This is a genomic window from Nonomuraea sp. NPDC049714, from assembly GCF_044465295.1.
Taxonomy (GTDB): Bacteria; Actinomycetota; Actinomycetes; order Streptosporangiales; family Streptosporangiaceae; genus Nonomuraea.
Map to the genome: position 1 here is coordinate 90,800 of NZ_JBITLM010000020.1, position 14,570 is coordinate 105,369.

General features: G+C 70.4%; 14 protein-coding genes. 12 read left to right on the forward strand and 2 right to left on the reverse strand.

Translation table 11 applies throughout. From position 1 onward, the window contains the following. The first annotated feature begins 7 nt into the window (after positions 1-7). The 5 genes from alaS to ACIBQX_RS47385 all read left to right on the forward strand — a co-directional run bounded on the left by alaS (position 8) and on the right by ACIBQX_RS47385 (position 6,473). On the forward strand, positions 8-2,680 hold the full coding sequence (gene alaS / locus ACIBQX_RS47365; RefSeq protein WP_397016806.1) for an alanine--tRNA ligase: 2,673 nt from the start codon (positions 8-10) through the stop codon (positions 2,678-2,680). Between the two features lies 1 nt (position 2,681). Next, complete coding sequence (ruvX, locus tag ACIBQX_RS47370; RefSeq protein WP_397016808.1) at positions 2,682-3,164, forward strand: Holliday junction resolvase RuvX; 483 nt, start codon at positions 2,682-2,684, stop codon at positions 3,162-3,164. Beyond that, on the forward strand, positions 3,161-4,216 hold the full coding sequence (gene mltG / locus ACIBQX_RS47375) for an endolytic transglycosylase MltG (RefSeq protein WP_397016810.1): 1,056 nt from the start codon (positions 3,161-3,163) through the stop codon (positions 4,214-4,216). Before ruvX ends, mltG (ACIBQX_RS47375) begins: the two co-directional genes overlap by 4 nt. A gap of 247 nt (positions 4,217-4,463) precedes the next feature. Continuing rightward, positions 4,464-5,612 carry an endolytic transglycosylase MltG gene (gene mltG, locus ACIBQX_RS47380; protein WP_397016812.1) on the forward strand — a complete coding sequence of 383 codons (1,149 nt, stop codon included), beginning with the start codon at positions 4,464-4,466 and terminating at the stop codon, positions 5,610-5,612. A gap of 6 nt (positions 5,613-5,618) precedes the next feature. Continuing rightward, positions 5,619-6,473, forward strand: a complete 855-nt coding sequence (locus ACIBQX_RS47385; protein WP_397016814.1) for a shikimate dehydrogenase — start codon at positions 5,619-5,621, stop codon at positions 6,471-6,473. On the opposite strand, the gene ACIBQX_RS47390 is transcribed toward ACIBQX_RS47385, so the two are convergent. Further along, on the reverse strand, positions 6,448-6,870 hold the full coding sequence (locus tag ACIBQX_RS47390; RefSeq protein ID WP_397016816.1) for a type II toxin-antitoxin system VapC family toxin: 423 nt from the start codon (positions 6,868-6,870) through the stop codon (positions 6,448-6,450). The two genes, ACIBQX_RS47385 and ACIBQX_RS47390, sit on opposite strands and share 26 nt — an antisense overlap. Next, complete coding sequence (locus tag ACIBQX_RS47395) at positions 6,867-7,142, reverse strand: type II toxin-antitoxin system Phd/YefM family antitoxin (RefSeq protein WP_397016818.1); 276 nt, start codon at positions 7,140-7,142, stop codon at positions 6,867-6,869. Before ACIBQX_RS47395 ends, ACIBQX_RS47390 begins: the two co-directional genes overlap by 4 nt. Positions 7,143-7,383: 241 nt before the next feature. Here ACIBQX_RS47395 and infC point away from each other — a divergent pair, with 241 nt between their 5' ends. From infC to ACIBQX_RS47430, 7 genes are all read left to right on the forward strand, one after another. Next, the gene (gene infC / locus ACIBQX_RS47400; protein ID WP_397016820.1) at positions 7,384-8,055 is read left to right on the forward strand and encodes a translation initiation factor IF-3; all 672 of its coding nucleotides are present in this window, start codon (positions 7,384-7,386) and stop codon (positions 8,053-8,055) included. Between the two features lie 124 nt (positions 8,056-8,179). Then, positions 8,180-8,374: a 50S ribosomal protein L35 gene (rpmI, locus tag ACIBQX_RS47405; protein WP_049568545.1), complete on the forward strand. Its 195-nt coding sequence runs from the start codon at positions 8,180-8,182 to the stop codon at positions 8,372-8,374. A 24-nt stretch (positions 8,375-8,398) separates the two neighbouring features. Then, positions 8,399-8,782, forward strand: coding sequence for a 50S ribosomal protein L20 (gene rplT, locus ACIBQX_RS47410; protein ID WP_336212696.1), 384 nt, complete (start codon positions 8,399-8,401; stop codon positions 8,780-8,782). 115 nt (positions 8,783-8,897) lie between these two features. Next, on the forward strand, positions 8,898-9,701 hold the full coding sequence (locus ACIBQX_RS47415; protein ID WP_397016822.1) for a TrmH family RNA methyltransferase: 804 nt from the start codon (positions 8,898-8,900) through the stop codon (positions 9,699-9,701). Between the two features lie 50 nt (positions 9,702-9,751). Next, complete coding sequence (locus ACIBQX_RS47420) at positions 9,752-10,834, forward strand: ATP-binding protein (RefSeq protein ID WP_397016824.1); 1,083 nt, start codon at positions 9,752-9,754, stop codon at positions 10,832-10,834. A 131-nt stretch (positions 10,835-10,965) separates the two neighbouring features. Then, positions 10,966-12,006: a phenylalanine--tRNA ligase subunit alpha gene (gene pheS / locus ACIBQX_RS47425; protein ID WP_397016888.1), complete on the forward strand. Its 1,041-nt coding sequence runs from the start codon at positions 10,966-10,968 to the stop codon at positions 12,004-12,006. Then, positions 12,006-14,561, forward strand: coding sequence for a phenylalanine--tRNA ligase subunit beta (locus ACIBQX_RS47430; RefSeq protein ID WP_397016826.1), 2,556 nt, complete (start codon positions 12,006-12,008; stop codon positions 14,559-14,561). The genes pheS and ACIBQX_RS47430 overlap by 1 nt, the downstream gene beginning before the upstream one ends. Positions 14,562-14,570: the final 9 nt, after the last annotated feature.

Consider the following 14,570-nt stretch of genomic DNA (forward strand, 5'->3'; position numbering starts at 1 on the left):
GGCCACCATGGAGTCGGCAGAGATCGCGCGCCGCTTCCTGCGCTTCTTCGAGGAGCGTGGGCACAAGATCGTGCCCTCGGCCAGCCTGATCGCTGAGGACCCAACGCTTCTCCTGGTCAACGCGGGTATGGTGCCGTTCAAGCCGTACTTCCTGGGGCAGCGCAGGCCTCCGGGGTCACGGCTGGCCACCGCGCAGAAGTGCGTGCGGACCCCCGACATCGAAGAGGTCGGCAAGACCACCCGGCACGCCACCTTCTTCCAGATGCTCGGCAACTTCTCCTTCGGCGACTACTTCAAGGCCGAGGTGATCCCGTTCGCCTGGGAGCTGCTCACCAGGTCCGAGTCCGACGGCGGCTTCGGCTTCCCCGAGGACCGGCTCTGGGCGACGGTCTACCTCGAGGACGACGAGGGCTACGACATCTGGCGCAACAAGGTCGGCCTGCCCGCCGAGCGGATCCAGCGTCGCGGCCTGGAGGACAACTACTGGCACATGGGCGTGCCCGGCCCCGGCGGCCCCTGCTCGGAGATCTACTACGACCGCGGCCCGGAGTACGGCCGCGAGGGCGGGCCGATCGCCGACGAGGACCGCTACCTCGAAGTGTGGAACCTCGTCTTCATGCAGTACCAGCTCAGCCAGGTGCGCAGCAAGGTCGACTTCGACATCGCGGGAGACCTGCCGAGCAAGAACATCGACACCGGCATGGGCCTGGAGCGCATGGCGGCGATCCTGCAGGGCGTCGACAACATCTACGAGATCGACACCACCTACAAGATCCTGGACAAGGCGGCGGAGCTCACCGGGACCCGCTACGGTCACGACCCGCGCACCGACGTCAACCTGCGTGTCATCGCCGACCACGTCCGCACCGGCACCATGCTGGTCGCCGACGGCGTCATGCCCGGCAACGAGGGCCGCGGCTACGTCCTGCGCCGCATCCTGCGCCGCTCGGTGCGTAACCTGCGCCTGCTCGGCTCCGGCGACGAGCGCCACATGCACACGCTGACCGACATCGCGATCGGCGTGATGGCCGAGCAGTATCCCGAGCTCAAGGCCGACGCGCCGCAGATCCACGGGGTCATCGACGCCGAGGAGGCGTCCTTCCTCGGCACGCTCCGCACCGGCACCGCGATCTTCGACGTGGCGGTCGAGGAGACCAAGCGCTCGTCCCATCACGCGATCTCGGGCGCGCAGGCCTTCCAGCTGCACGACACCTACGGCTTCCCGATCGACCTCACCCTTGAGATGGCGTCCGAGCAGGGGCTCAAGGTCGACGAAGAGGGCTTCCGCCGGTTGATGAAGGAGCAGCGCGAGCGGGCGAAGGCCGACTCCGCGGCCAAGAAGACCGGCAACGCCGACATCTCGGTCTTCGGTGAGCTGCTGGAGAAGGCGGGCAAGGTCGAGTTCCTCGGCTACGACGAGATCGAGTCCGACACCAGCGTGATCGGCGTGCTGGTCGACGGGGTGCCGGTGCCTGCGGCGGGTGCGGGCAGCACGGTCGAGGTCGTGCTCGGCCGCACCCCCTTCTACGCGGAGGGCGGCGGCCAGCTCGCCGACCAGGGCGTGATCCGCACGGCGGGTGCCGAAGTGGAGATCGTCGACGTGCAGACGCCGCTCGCCGGCCTGGTCGTGCACCGCGGCAAGGTCCGCAGCGGCGAGATCAAGGTCGGCGACGAGGCGCGCGCGGAGATCGACCTGGAGCGCCGCCGCGCGATCTCGCGCAGCCACAGCGCCACCCACCTGGTCCACCGCGGCTTCAAGAACGCGCTGGGCGAGTCGGCGGCGCAGGCGGGCTCGGAGAACTCGCCCGGCCGCTTCCGCTTCGACTTCACCGCGGCGGGCGCGGTCCCGCCGAGCGTGCTGCGTGACGTCGAGGACGAGGTCAACGCGGTCCTCATCAACGACCTCAAGGTCAACGCCTTCTACACCTCGCAGGCGGAGGCCAGGGCGATGGGCGCGCTGGCGATGTTCGGCGAGAAATACGGCGACGAGGTGCGCGTGGTCGAGATCGGCGACTACTCCCGCGAGCTCTGCGGCGGCACCCACGTGCACAGCTCCGGTCAGCTCGGCCTGGTGAAGGTGCTCGGCGAGCAGTCGGTCGGCGCGGGCGTGCGCCGGGTCGAGGCGCTGGTCGGCATCGACGCCTTCCGCTTCCTGGCGCGCGAGAGCCTGCTGGTCGCGCAGCTCACCGAGCAGCTCAAGGTGCGCCGCGAGGAGCTGCCCGAGCGCATCGAGGGCATCGTCACCCGGCTCCGCACCGCCGAGAAGGATCTCGACAAGATCCGCTCGGCGCAGGTGCTCCAGGTGGCGGGCGAGCTCGCCGCCCAGGCTCGTGACCTGGCCGGAGTCTCCGCGGTGACACACCGCGCGCCTGATGGCACCAGCGCCGACGACCTGCGTAAGCTCGCGCTTGACGTGCGTGGCAGGTTCCCGGCCGACCGACCGGCGGTGATCGTGATCGCTGGTGTCCCCTCCGACCGGCCCGTGGTGGTTGCCGCGGTGAACGAGGCGGGGCGCGAGCGGGGGCTCAAGGCCGGGAGACTGGTCGGCGTCGCCGCCAAGGCGCTGGGGGGTGGCGGTGGCGGCAAGGACGACGTCGCGCAGGGCGGCGGGACCCGCCCGGATGCGATCGACGACGCGTTGCGGCAGGTCGAGCAGGCCGTCACGGAGCAGCTCGGCTGATATGAGGTTCGGTTCGCGCCTCGGCGTCGACGTCGGGTCCGTACGCATCGGCGTGGCACGCAGCGACCCTTCGGGGACGCTGGCCACGCCGGTGGAGACGGTCAGGCGGGGTCAGGGTGACCTTGACCGCATCGCCGCGATCGCCGTGGAGCATGAGGCGATCGAGGTGGTGGTGGGGCTGCCCACCTCGCTGTCCGGCAGGGAGGGGCGGGCCGCGGAGCTGGCGCGCGAGTTCGCCGTCCTGCTCGCCGGCCGGCTCGCGCCGACGCCGGTCCGGCTGTTCGACGAGCGGCTCACCACCGTGGCCGCCCAGCAGAGCCTGCGGGCCAGCGGTGTGCGGGCCAAGAAGCAGCGCGGCGTCATCGACCAGGCGGCCGCGGTGGTGCTGCTGCAGGACGCCCTCGACTCCGAACGCGTCACGGACCGGCCGCCGGGCAGGCCTGTCGACCCGCCCTCCGAGGCGGCCGACGGCTCCGGCTCATGACCGGCGGCCCTGTCGGCTCCACCCTGCCCACGCTGCCCGCGCGGCGCCGGTCGAAGGCGCTCGCGCTGGGGCTGACCGCCTCGGTGCTCGCCCTGGGCGTCGGCGGTTACGCGGTGCTCAAGCCGTACGTCGACCCCGAGGACTTCGAGGGTGGCGGCGGCGAGGCGGTGACCGTGCGGATCGCGCCCGGCGCGACCGCCGCCGACGTGGCCTCCACGCTGGCCGGCGCCGGGGTGGTGGCCAGCGCGCGATCCTTCGTCAACGTGGCCGAGCGGCGCTCGATGGCCTCCCGGCTCAGGCCGGGCCATTACCGGCTGCGCCGGGGCATGGCCGCGGCGGCGGCGCTCGACCTGCTGCTGGCTCCTGGATCACGCGTCGTCCGGCGGGTGACCGTACCAGAAGGTCTGCGGGTGGCGGAGACGCTGCGGCGGGTCGCCGCGCAGTCCGGGCTGCCGCTGGACGAGCTGCGCGGGGTTGATCCCGCCCTGGTGGGGCTGCCGGCGTACGCCGCGGGGCTGGAGGGGTTCCTCTTTCCGGCGACGTACGAGGTGGAGCCCGAGGCCAGGGGCGTGGACGTGCTGGCTTCGATGGTGGAACGGTTCGGCGTCACCGCCAGGCAGCTGCGGCTGCGGCAGCGGGCGGCGCGGGTGCATCTCACGCCGCTGGAGGCCGTCACGGTGGCGAGCATCGTCCAGGTGGAGGCCTGCGCGGAGCCGGACTATCCGAAGATCGCTAGAGTGATCTACAACCGGCTCAGGCGCGGCCTGCCGCTCCGGCTGGACAGCACCCTCGCGTACGCCCAGGACGGCCGGGCCGTCAACGTCACGCGGAGTGACTCGCCGTACGACACCTTCGCCCGCAAGGGACTGCCGCCGGGCCCTATCGCCAATCCGGGAGAGAGGGCACTGATGGCGGCGCTGTACCCGGCGAAGGGTGATTGGCGCTGGTTCGTTACGACGGATCCGGTGCATAGAATCACCAAATTCACCAACAAAGAGAGCGAGTTCGTGAGATACCGGAAAGAGTTGAACGAGAACCTCGGGACGAACTGATGCTCATCGGGCCGCACACCGCCGCGCGGGAGATCGCCGTCGCCCCTGTGCGGCACTTCCGATCCGGGACACACACCCTCTTTCCGTCCTCTAGCATGGCTACCCACAGTGACTCCCGCCGGCCGTCACGCCACGTCCGGCGCAGCCCCCTCGTCCGCTCGGTGCCCCCCCACCGCCCGGTGCATCCAATCGACGCCGGGTTCGCTGTACCGGGAGATTGGCCAGCTCAGCTATGAACGATCTCGACATGGACTTCCTCCTCGGCGCCGAGGACGACGACGGCCGGGGCGGACGCCGCACCAGAGGCTCCGGCAAGCGAGGCGGCGGCGGCCGCAGGCGGCGCAGGCGCCGTAACCGCGGCGGCCTGCTCGCCCCGCTGCTGGCCTTCATCATCCTGGCCGGCATCATCGGCGGCGGCGGCTACTACGGCTACCGGTGGGCCAACGACGCTCTCGTGCCCGACGACTACACCGGCCAGGGCACGGAAGAGATCGTCTTCGAGGTCAAGGAAGGCCAGATCGCCTCGGACGTGGCTCAGGAACTGGAGCGGCAGGGGGTCGTGGCCAGCGCCAGGGCCTTCACCAACGCCATCGGCAGCGCCGGCAAGAGCGCCGCGCTCCAGCCCGGCACGTACAAGGTGCGCAAGCAGATGCCGGCCGCCGACGTGGTGAAGCTGCTCCTCGACCCGAAACAGCGGGTGCTCACGAAGGTGCGGCTCGCGGAGGGCCTGCGGCTGTCCGACACCTACACCAAGCTCGCCGAGCAGACCGGCCTGGACCGCAAGAAGTTCGAGGCCGCGGCCAAGAACACCGACAAACTCGACCTGCCGGCCTACGCCAGGGGCAAGCTCGAGGGCTACGCCTTCCCCGCGACCTACGACTTCCCGCCCAAGGCCACGGCCGGCGACATACTGTCGCGGATGGTCCAGCGGTTCCACCAGGCGGCGGAGAAGGTCGACCTGGAGGGCGGAGCCAAGAGCCTCGGCCACACGCCGCACGAGATCATCACCATCGCCAGCATCATCCAGGCCGAAGCCGGTCGCCACGAGGACATGCCCAAGATCGCCCGCGTCATCTACAACCGGCTGAACCGCAAGCCGCCGATGACGCTGTCGATGGACAGCACCGTGATGTACGCCTGGAAGCGCTACCGGACCACGGCCACCCACGCCGAGCTGGAGATCAAGTCCCCGTACAACACCTACAAGAACCTCGGCCTGCCGCCCGGCCCGATCACCAACCCCGGTGACCACGCGATCGAGGCGGCGCTGAACCCGGCCAAGGGCACCTGGCTCTTCTTCGTGGCGACGGACCCGAAGAGCAACATCACCGAGTTCGCCACCACCGAAGCGGAGTTCCAGTCCCTGGAGGCCAAGCTCCGCCGCAACGGAGGCTGAGCGCCGATGCGTGCCGCGGTGCTGGGATCGCCGATCGCCCACTCCCTGTCGCCGTTCCTGCACCGGGCGGCCTACCGGGAGATGGGGCTGACCGGCTGGAGCTACGAGTCGTTCGAGTGCGACGAGGAGCGGCTGCCCGGGATGCTGCGCGAGCTACGTCCGGTGCGGGGCGAGGGGCCGGACACGGCGGGCACGTGGGCGGGCCTGTCGCTCACCATGCCGCTCAAGCGAGCCGTGCTGCCCCTGCTCGACACCGTCTCGGAGCTCGCCGTCGAAGTGGGCGGCGCCAACACGGTGGTGTTCGCACAGGGTGCCGCGCACGGCGAGAACACCGACGTGTACGGCATCAGGCGGGCGCTGTCGGAGGCCGGGGTGCCGGCGCCACGGTCGGCGACCGTGCTGGGCGGCGGGGCGACGGCCGGCTCGGCGGTGGCTGCGCTGCGCGACCTCGGGCTGTTCGCCGTGACGCTGGTCGTGCGCGATCCGGCCAGGGCGGGGGAGACGGCGGAGGTGGCCGAGCGGCTCGGCGTGGCGCTGTCGGTGCGGACGTTCGACAAGCTCGACGCGCTCACGAACGTCGACCTGGTGGTGTCCACACTGCCCGGTGGCGCGGCGGACGTGTTCGCCGACCGGCTGGCGGGGGTTCCCGCGCTCTTCGACGTGGTCTACTCGCCCTGGCCGACCAGCGCGGCGGTGGCCGTACGAACTGCGGGCGGCACCGTGGTCGGCGGGTTCGAGATGCTGCTGCACCAGGCGGTGCGGCAGGTGGAGCTGATGACGGGCCGGACGGACGTGCCGGTGGCGGCCATGCGCGCCGCCGGCGAGGCGGAGATCCTCAGGCGGGCCAGTCGAACGGGTTGATCACCGTGACACCGGTGTCCGCGAAGTCCTTCACGTTGCGGGTTACGACGCTCCAGCCGTGCACCTTGGCCGTGGCGGCGATCAGCGCGTCAGCGACCGGCAACGGGCGTCCCTTGCGCATCCGCCCCCATTCTTCGGCGACGGCCTCCGTGATCGGGATGATCCGGCCCTGGAAGGATCGAGAGAGCCCGTCCAGCCACCGTTCGATGGTCAGCGCCTGCTGGAGATCGCGTTGTCTGACTTGTTCGATGCCCCACCGGATTTCGCCGACCGACATGACGCTGAGGTAGAGCGTCGGTCCTGGGGAGGCGCTCACCCACTCCTTCACCAGCGCGCTGCCGTTCGGCTTGCGTACCTCGTAGATGACGTTGGTGTCGAGAATGTAGCCGACGCTCACCAGCCGAGGTCCACTTCTCGCGGGAGATCCTTGCAGCGCGGGATCTCCAGGTCGTCGGGCCAGTCCGGGGCGCTGAGCAAGAACTCCTTGAAGTCCGGCTCGTCGCCTTTGAGCTGGCGGTACTCCTCCATGTCGATGATCACCGCGACGTCCTGCCCGTGCCGGGTGACGATCTGCGGGCCTTCGTCGTGGGCGCGGCGGACGACCTCGCTGAAGCGCTGCTTGGCCTCTTGGAGCTGCCACTTGGTGGCTTCCACCTGATTTACGGACATAAGATCCCCTTCTGACTATTCTGGACAGAATTCTAGCCGAGGGATTCTGGCCTGCGGGGATGATTCGAGGAAGTCTCGTGGTTGTGGTAATGTAGCTCCCTGATCGGTCCGGCATGACTGCTGGACGCGCAAGCGGAGGTCTCCCTCCCACCTGAGTCGCCGAAAGGCGGCCGGGTAACGGATCACGCCGGACTCTCCGGGGAGCTTAAGGCCGCGACGCCGAAGAGCTCAGTGGCCCCGCATGCGCGACGTGCGGGGCTTTTCGCGTTTTGCGAAAGCTCTCCGGCACGACGAGCACGTAGGGATCGCAAACCTAGGAGGCCCCATCAGCACTGAGCCCCGCATCAACGAGCGTATCCGAGTTCCCGAGGTTCGCCTTGTGGGCCCGAACGGTGAGCAGGTGGGCATCGTGTCGATTCACGATGCGCTCAAGCTCGCCCAGGAAGCCGACCTTGACCTCGTCGAGGTCGCGGCGACGGCTCGACCGCCCGTGTGCAAGCTCATGGACTACGGCAAATTCAAGTACGAGTCCGCGATGAAGGCGCGCGAGGCGCGCAAGAATCAAGCGCACACGATCATCAAGGAGATCAAGCTCCGGCCGAAGATCGACCCGCACGACTACGAGACCAAGAAGGGTCACGTGGTGCGGTTCCTCAAGGCAGGGGACAAGGTCAAAGTCACGATCATGTTCCGTGGTCGCGAGCAGTCCCGCCCGGAGCTCGGTTTCCGGCTCCTGCAGCGGCTGGCCGAGGACGTCCAGGAGCTCGGGTTCGTCGAATCCCAGCCGAAGCAGGACGGCCGAAACATGATCATGGTGATCGGTCCGCACAAGAAGAAGGCTGAGGCCAAGGCCGAGAAGGCCGCCGCCAAGGCACAGAGTGGCAGCGAGGAGCCTTCCCCACAGGAAGCGTGACCCGCAGTTCGGGTTAGCCTTACCGAGCACCCCGAGCAGCCACCGCCCGACGAAGACGCCGCGACCGGGTCGGCCCACCCCCGACCCGGCCACCGGCACGACCGAATTGAGGAGAGACGGCGACATGCCGAAGATGAAGACGCACAGCGGTGCGAAGAAGCGGTTCCGGCTTACCGGCTCCGGCAAGGTCATGCGCCGCCGCGCCAGCCGCGCGCACTACAACGAGTGGAAGTCGTCCACGCTGACGCGCCGTCTCAAGAACGAGGTCGTCCTTTCGGACGCAGACTCCAAGAAGATCAAGAAACTGCTCGCCAAGTAACGCGAACCCCCGGGGAGAAGAATCATGGCACGCGTGAAGCGGGCGCTCAACGCCAAGAAGAAGCGCAAGGTCGTCCTCGATCGGGCGAGCGGTTACCGTGGCCAGCGGTCGCGGCTGTACCGCAAGGCCAAGGAGCAGATGCTCCACTCGATGACGTACGCCTACAGGGACCGCAAGGACCGTAAGGGCGCTTTCCGTCGTCTCTGGATCCAGCGGATCAACGCCGCCGCCCGCCAGAACGGCATGACCTACAACCGCCTGATCCAGGGCCTTCGACTGGCCAACATCGAGGTGGACCGTAAGATCCTGGCCGACCTCGCGGTCAACGACAGCCAGACCTTCGCCACGCTCGTCGAGGCCGCCAAGAAGGCGCTGCCGGCGGACGTGAACGCGCCGGCCGCGAGCTGAGCCGTTCGACAAGCCCGGCCGGGCTTGTGAGTCGAGGGGTCCACCGTTCAGGTGGGCCCCTCGGCATGTTGCAGGGCAGGCGTGCGGTGTCCCGTACGCGCGAGCAGGGGGAGAGATGGCCGGAACCGAGCTGACCAACGTGCGGTCGCCGCGGGTGAAGGCGGCGCGCAGGCTCACCAAGCGCGCCTACCGCGAGCAGGACCGCAAGTTCCTCGCCGAGGGCCCGCAGGCCGTGCGCGAGGCGCTCAAGCTCGACGGCGTGACGCTGGAGCTGTTCGTCACCGCCGAGGCCGAGCTGCGCCACCCCGAGCTCGTCACCGAGGCCACGCTCCAGGGCGTGCCGGTCCACCGCGCCAGCGGCGAGATCATGGCGCAGCTGTCCCAGACCGTCACCCCGCAGGGGCTGCTGGCCGTCTGCCGGCTGGTCCACGTGTCTCTCGACGAGGCACTGCCCGCCGCGCCCCGCCTGGTCGCCGTGCTGGCGCACGTGCGCGATCCGGGCAACGCGGGCACCGTGATGCGGGCCGCGGACGCCGCCGGCGCGGACGCCGTCATCTTCACCGACGCCTCCGTCGATCCGTACAACGGCAAGTGCGTACGGGCCAGCGCGGGCAGCCTCTTCCATCTGCCCGTGGTGATCGGCGCCCCGGTGGCGCGGGCGGTCGGCGTGCTCAGGGAGCGCGGCCTGCGGATGCTCGCCGCGGACGGCGCGGGCAAGCACACCCTCGATGACGTGGATCTTTCCGGACCCGCCGGGTGGATCTTCGGCAACGAGGCGTGGGGGCTCCCCGACGAGGTGCTCGGACAGGCCGACGAGGTGGTCCGGGTGCCCATCTACGGCCGGGCCGAAAGCCTCAACCTGGCGACCGCCGCGGCGGTCTGCCTTTACTCGTCCGCAAGGGCTCAGCGAGTGTCCTAGGCGGCGTGAAACCCGCTATTGTCGGCCTTGTAGGCGGAGGAGGCGAGGTCGTGCACGGCGAGGACACCGACGGGCGAGTAGTGGCCGCCGCGTGCACGATAGCCATCGACGACCTTCCCGACGGCCTCATCGTGACCGACCGGTTCGGCCGCGTGCTCGCCGTTAATCGCGCCGCCGCCCGGCTCACCAAGGTGTCCGCGGAGCGCGCGATCGGCAGGGACATGAACGAGGTGTTCCCGCTGCGCGACAACGACGGCCGCGAGTGGTGGAAGGCCCTCGATCCCGAGGGCGGCCTGCGCACCCGCGCCAGAGTGCCGGAGCGTCCGCTCCACCTGCCGGGCGGTCAGGAGCTGTACGTCGCGGCCAGGCTGGTGCGCGAGCCCGAGCGGTCCGGCGACGTCGAGCGGGTGGCGATCACCCTGCGCGACGGCGGCGCCCGCGCCCGGCTGGAGCGCAGCCGCGCCGACCTGGTCTCCACGGTCGCCCACGAGCTGCGCTCACCGCTGACCAGCGTCAAGGGCTTCACCGCGACGCTGCTGGCGAAGTGGACCCGCTTCACCGACGAGCAGAAGCGCGTCATGCTGGAGACCGTCAACAACGACGCCGACCGCGTCACCCGGCTCATCACCGAGCTGCTCGACGTCTCCCGGATCGAGTCCGGCCGCATGGAGGTGCACCGGCAGGTCGTCGACGTGCCGGCCAGGGTGCGGCGCATCATCGCGGGCCGGGTCGCCGCCGGTGAGCAGGAGGAGCGTTTCCAGCTGATCGTGGGCGACAATCTCCCCGAGATGTGGCTCGACCAGGACAAGGTTGACCAGATCCTCGCTAATCTGGTGGAAAATGCGGTGCGCCATGGGCGCGGCACCGTGACGACAGAGATCGAATCCGTGGGATGGGGAGTTGCCGTGTCGGTGCGCGACCAGGGCGAGGGCGTCAAGCCCGAGTTGGCCCCGCGCGTCTTCAGGCAGTTCTGGCGGGGAAACAGCCGCAGGCGCGGCGGCACCGGTCTCGGTCTGTTCATCGTCAAGGGGCTGGTCGAGGCCCACGGCGGCACCATCATCGTGCAGCAGGCGCCCGAGGGCGGGGCGGATTTCCGATTTACCATGCCCACCGGCACCCCTGACTTCGCGTAGAGCAGGACCGGTGGGCTGGGGCGTCCGGGCCCCACTAGACTTTTCCGCTCAAGCCCTGAATACGGAGCTCACTCTTGTCTGACTACGACCCGGTCGAGGTCACACCCTTGCACGCCGACGAGGTGTCCCGCATGGAGGCCGACGCCCTGGCGGCGATCAAGACGGCCGACAGCCTCGACGCACTCAAGCAGGCCAGGCTGGCGCACGCCGGTGACCGCTCGCCCATCGCGCTCGCCAACCGTGAGATCGGCGCCCTGCCGCCGGCCGCCCGCGCCGAGGCGGGCAAGCGCGTCGGCGGCGCCCGCAAGGCCATCAGCGAGGCGCTCGCCGCCCGCCAGGCCGAGCTGGAGGCCGAGCGCGACGCCCGCGTGCTCGTCGAGGAGGCCGTCGATGTCACCCAGCCCTGGGACCGGCGGCCCCGCGGCGCCCGCCACCCGCTGACCACCATGCAGGAGCGCATCGAGGACAGCTTCGTCGCGATGGGCTACGAGGTGGTCGAGGGCCCCGAGCTCGAAGCCGAATGGTTCAACTTCGAGGCGCTCAACATCGCCAAGGACCACCCGGCCCGTTCCGAGCACGACACGTTCTTCGTCGGCTCCGCGGACTCGGGCATGGTGCTGCGCACCCAGACCTCGCCGCTGCAGATCCGCGCGCTGCTGGAGCGGGGTGCCCCCTGCTACGCGATCGCGCCCGGCAAGACCTTCCGCACCGACGAGCTCGACGCCACCCACACCCCGGTCTTCCACCAGACCGAGGGGCTGGCCGTCGACAAGGGCCTGACGATGGCCCACCTCAAGGGCACGCTCGACCGGTTCGCCGAGGTCATGTTCGGCGAGGGCATCACCACCCGGTTCCGGCCCAACTACTTCCCGTTCACCGAGCCGTCGGCCGAGATGGACCTCAAGTGCTTCGTCTGCCGCGGCGCCTCCGCCGTTCCCGGCAGCCCGCCCTGCCGCACCTGCAAGAGCGAGGGCTGGATCGAGTGGGGCGGCTGCGGCATGGTCAACCCGCGGGTGCTCGTCGCCTGCGGCGTTGACCCGTCCGTCTACTCCGGGTTCGCGTTCGGCATGGGCATCGAGCGGACGCTGATGTTCCGCCACAACGCCGAGGACATGCGCGACATGATCGAGGGAGACGTGCGCTTCACGCTCCCGTTCGGAATGGAGATCTGATGAAGGTCCCGCTTTCCTGGCTGCGGGAGTGTGTCGATCTCCCGGCGGTCACCGCGCACGAGGTGGCCGACAAGCTCACCGCGGCAGGGCTCAAGCTGGAGTCCATCACCTCCCACGGCTACGACGTCAAGAACGTCGTGGTCGGCGAGGTGCTGGAGATCGAGGAGCTGACCGGGTTCAAGAAGCCGATCCGGCACTGCAAGGTCGAGGTGGGCGAGGCGACGCCGCGCGAGATCGTCTGCGGCGCCGTCAACTTCGCCGTCGGCGACCGGGTGCCCGTCGTGCTCCCGGGCGGAGTGCTGCCCGGCGGGTTCGAGGTCGGCGCGCGTAAGACCTACGGCCGCCTGTCCGAGGGCATGATCTGCTCCGAGCGCGAGCTCGGGCTGGGCGAGGACCACAACGGCATCATGGTGCTGCCGCCCGGCACGCCCATCGGCGCCGACGTGGTCGAGCTGCTCGGCCTGCGTGACGACGTCATCGAGCTGGAGATCACCCCCGACATCGGCTACGCGCTGTCGATCAGGGGAGTGGCCCGCGAGGCCGCGACCGGCTTCGGCGTGCCGTTCCGCGACCCCGCCGACGTCGAGCTGCCCGAGCAGGCGGAGTCCTCGTGGCCCGCCTCGATCGCCGACCCGACCGCGTGCGACAGGTTCGTGCTCCGTCAGGTGAGCGGATTCGACCCTGACGCGCAGAGCCCGCTGTGGATGCGGGTGCGCCTGTCCCGGGCCGGCATGCGCCCGGTGTCGCTGGCCGTCGACATCACCAACTACCTGATGCTGGAGCTCGGCCAGCCGCTGCACGCCTTCGACACCGGCAGGCTGACCGGCGAGATCGTCGTGCGCAGGGCCAGGCAGGGGGAGCGGCTGGAGACGCTCGACCACGTCGTGCGCGACCTCGACCCCGACGACATCCTGATCACCGACGACTCGGGCCCGATCTCGATGGCCGGCACCATGGGCGGCCTGGAGACCGAGATCTCCGGCGTCTCGACCGACATCGTGATCGAGGCCGCGCACTTCTCGGCGACCGGCATCTCCCGCGAGTCGCGCAGGCACAACCTGGTGTCGGAGGCGTCCAAGCGGTTCGAGCGGGGCGTCGACAGGGAGCTGCCGCTGGTCGCCTCGTGGCGAGCCGTGCAACTGCTGGCCGAGCTGGGCGGCGCGACCGTCCACCCCGGGGTCACGCACGCCGAGGTGGACGTCCAGCCGGCCCGCATCGCCATCCCGGCGAGCCATCCCGGCGACGTGGCCGGCGTCCCCTACTCCAAGGAGACCGTCGTCCAGCGGCTGGAGCAGGTCGGCTGCACCGTCGTCGACGGCGACGACCCCGCCGTGCGCAGGGGCGGGGTGGACCCGACCGGCGTCGTGACGGGCGGCGAGCTGGCGGCCAGGCTGGCCGTCGCCGGCGACGACATGATCACGGTGACGCCGCCCTCGTGGCGGCCGGACATCACCGACCCCAGCGACCTGGCCGAAGAGGTCATCAGGCTCGAAGGCTACGAGAACCTGCCCTCGATCCTGCCCAAGGCCCCGGCCGGCGCCGGGCTCACCGAAGGGCAGCGGCTGCATCGGCGGGTCGGCCGGGCGCTCGCCGAGGCCGGTTACGTCGAGGTGCTCGCCTACCCGTTCATCAGCGCCGACGACTTCGACCACCTGCAGTTGCCGGCCGACGACGCGCGGCGGCGTGCCATGCGGCTGTCCAACCCGATGGCCGAGGACGAGCCGCTGATGCGCACGACGCTGCTGCCGGGGCTGCTCAAGACCCTGGTCCGCAACGCTGGGCGCGGCTTCACCGACGTGGCGCTGTTCGAGACCGGAGCCGTCTACCGGCCGCGTGAGGGCGCCCCCGCGACCGCGCCGGTGCTCGGCGTCGAGCGCAGGCCGACGGCCGAGGAGCTGGCGTCGATCGAGGAGGCGCTGCCCGACCAGCCGATCCGGGTCGCCGTCGTGCTCGCTGGCGAGTTCGACCGCTCCGGCTGGTGGGGCGCCGGCCGCCAGGCCTCCTGGGCCGACGCGGTGCAGGCCGCGCGGCTGGTGGCGGGCGAGGCGCGGCTGGAGCTGTCGATCTCCGCCGACCAGCACGAGCCCTGGCACCCCGGCAGGTGCGCCGCTCTGTACGTCGGCGACACCCTCGTCGGCCACGCCGGCGAGCTCCACCCGCGTGTCATCGAGGCCTACGGCCTGCCGCCGCGCACGGCCGCGATGGAGCTGGAGCTGACCCGCCTGCAGGCGGCCATGCCCGGCCCCGTCCAGGCGCCGGCCATCTCCGGCTACCCGGTGGCGACCCAGGACGTGGCGCTCCTGGTGCCGGACTTCACACCGGTGGCCGACGTGGAGGCGGCGCTGCGCGACGGCGCGGGGGAGCTGCTGGAGTCCATCCGGCTGTTCGACGTCTACACCGGTGAGCAGGTGGGCGAGGGCAACAAGTCCCTGGCGTACACCCTGCGCTTCCGGGCGCCGGACCGCACGCTGACGGCCGAGGAGACCACCGCCGCCCGCGACGCCGCCGTCGCCCTGGCGGCCGATCGCGTCGGGGCTCAGCTCCGCAGCGCCTGACAGGCACGA

What these genes read in the sequence shown, in the direction of transcription:
- alaS (WP_397016806.1), top strand. Translation starts at nt 8, where the DNA reads ATGGAGTCGGCAGAGATCGCGCGCCGCTTCCTGCGCTTCTTCGAGGAG.
- ruvX (WP_397016808.1), top strand. Translation starts at nt 2,682, where the DNA reads ATGAGGTTCGGTTCGCGCCTCGGCGTCGACGTCGGGTCCGTACGCATC.
- mltG (WP_397016810.1), top strand. Translation starts at nt 3,161, where the DNA reads ATGACCGGCGGCCCTGTCGGCTCCACCCTGCCCACGCTGCCCGCGCGG.
- mltG (WP_397016812.1), top strand. Translation starts at nt 4,464, where the DNA reads ATGGACTTCCTCCTCGGCGCCGAGGACGACGACGGCCGGGGCGGACGC.
- ACIBQX_RS47385 (WP_397016814.1), top strand. Translation starts at nt 5,619, where the DNA reads ATGCGTGCCGCGGTGCTGGGATCGCCGATCGCCCACTCCCTGTCGCCG.
- ACIBQX_RS47395 (WP_397016818.1), bottom strand. Translation starts at nt 7,142, where the DNA reads ATGTCCGTAAATCAGGTGGAAGCCACCAAGTGGCAGCTCCAAGAGGCC.
- infC (WP_397016820.1), top strand. Translation starts at nt 7,384, where the DNA reads ATGCGCGACGTGCGGGGCTTTTCGCGTTTTGCGAAAGCTCTCCGGCAC.
- rpmI (WP_049568545.1), top strand. Translation starts at nt 8,180, where the DNA reads ATGCCGAAGATGAAGACGCACAGCGGTGCGAAGAAGCGGTTCCGGCTT.
- rplT (WP_336212696.1), top strand. Translation starts at nt 8,399, where the DNA reads ATGGCACGCGTGAAGCGGGCGCTCAACGCCAAGAAGAAGCGCAAGGTC.
- ACIBQX_RS47415 (WP_397016822.1), top strand. Translation starts at nt 8,898, where the DNA reads ATGGCCGGAACCGAGCTGACCAACGTGCGGTCGCCGCGGGTGAAGGCG.
- pheS (WP_397016888.1), top strand. Translation starts at nt 10,966, where the DNA reads ATGGAGGCCGACGCCCTGGCGGCGATCAAGACGGCCGACAGCCTCGAC.
- ACIBQX_RS47430 (WP_397016826.1), top strand. Translation starts at nt 12,006, where the DNA reads ATGAAGGTCCCGCTTTCCTGGCTGCGGGAGTGTGTCGATCTCCCGGCG.